The sequence below is a fragment of the Streptomyces globisporus genome, from assembly GCF_003501885.1.
Classification (GTDB): domain Bacteria; phylum Actinomycetota; class Actinomycetes; order Streptomycetales; family Streptomycetaceae; genus Streptomyces; species Streptomyces globisporus_D.
Window position 1 is genome coordinate 1 of sequence record NZ_QWFA01000406.1, and the last position, 830, is coordinate 830.

Annotated in this window: 1 protein-coding gene; it reads left to right on the forward strand. The window is 76.7% G+C overall.

Annotation, left to right across the window (positions count from 1 at the left end; translation table 11 throughout):
- Window positions 1-133: 133 nt before the first annotated feature.
- The coding region (locus D3105_RS34010) for a DUF6801 domain-containing protein (protein ID WP_338104035.1) at window positions 134-830 on the forward strand (697 nt) is incomplete at its 3' end.

Genomic DNA, 830 nt, shown 5'->3' on the forward strand with positions numbered 1-830 from the left:
CCGAAGCCCGACCCCGCCCCGAAGTCCGCCCGCGGCCCGCCCGGCCGCCGCCCGTAGAGCCGCCGCCGCACACCGGACCCGCTCCGCAGCCGCCCGCCCTCTGGGCCCACGCGCGCCGGAAGGACACATCCGTATGACCGTCGATGCACGCGCCGCAGCGAGACGACCGATCCACTGGGCCGTGGGCGGGGCGCTCGTCGTCGCCACCGCACTCGTTCCCAGCGCCGAATCGGCCGCCGCGGAACAGAAGTCGGAGGTCGCCCTCCGCTACACCTGCCCCTTCCCCTCCGGGCCCGAGGAGGTGGACGTCGTCGTCTCGGCCGTGCTCCCCACCTCGGCCCGTACGGGCGAGGAGATCCGCCCCGCTCAGGTGGCGGTCGAGGTGACCCTGCCACCGACGGCGCTCGCCCGGTTCGCCGGCCTGGACGCCGCCACCCTGTCGGCCGTCGCACGGCTCACCGTCCGCAACAGCGTCGGCGACACGTCCGCCGATGCCTCATGGCAGGACCTGACCGCCCCGCCGACGGAGCTGCCCACGCCGGGCGAAGGCGAGAGTGAGGGGGACCGTGACGGCGCGTTGACCCTCACCGCGACCGGGGACGTGCCGACGGTCACCTTCGGCAGCCCAGGACGCGCGACGCTCGCCCCCGACGCGCTCGGCCTCGCGCTGACCTCACTCACGGAGGCCGGTGAGCCGACCGCGCCGCCCGGACTCGACGTCGCCTGCGCCCCGGCCCCCGGCCAGGAGCCGGAACTGGCCGCCATCGCGATCCGCGGCGACCAGGACCCCACGGCCCCCGCCCCCCGTCCGGGGGAGAGCGACCCCGTAC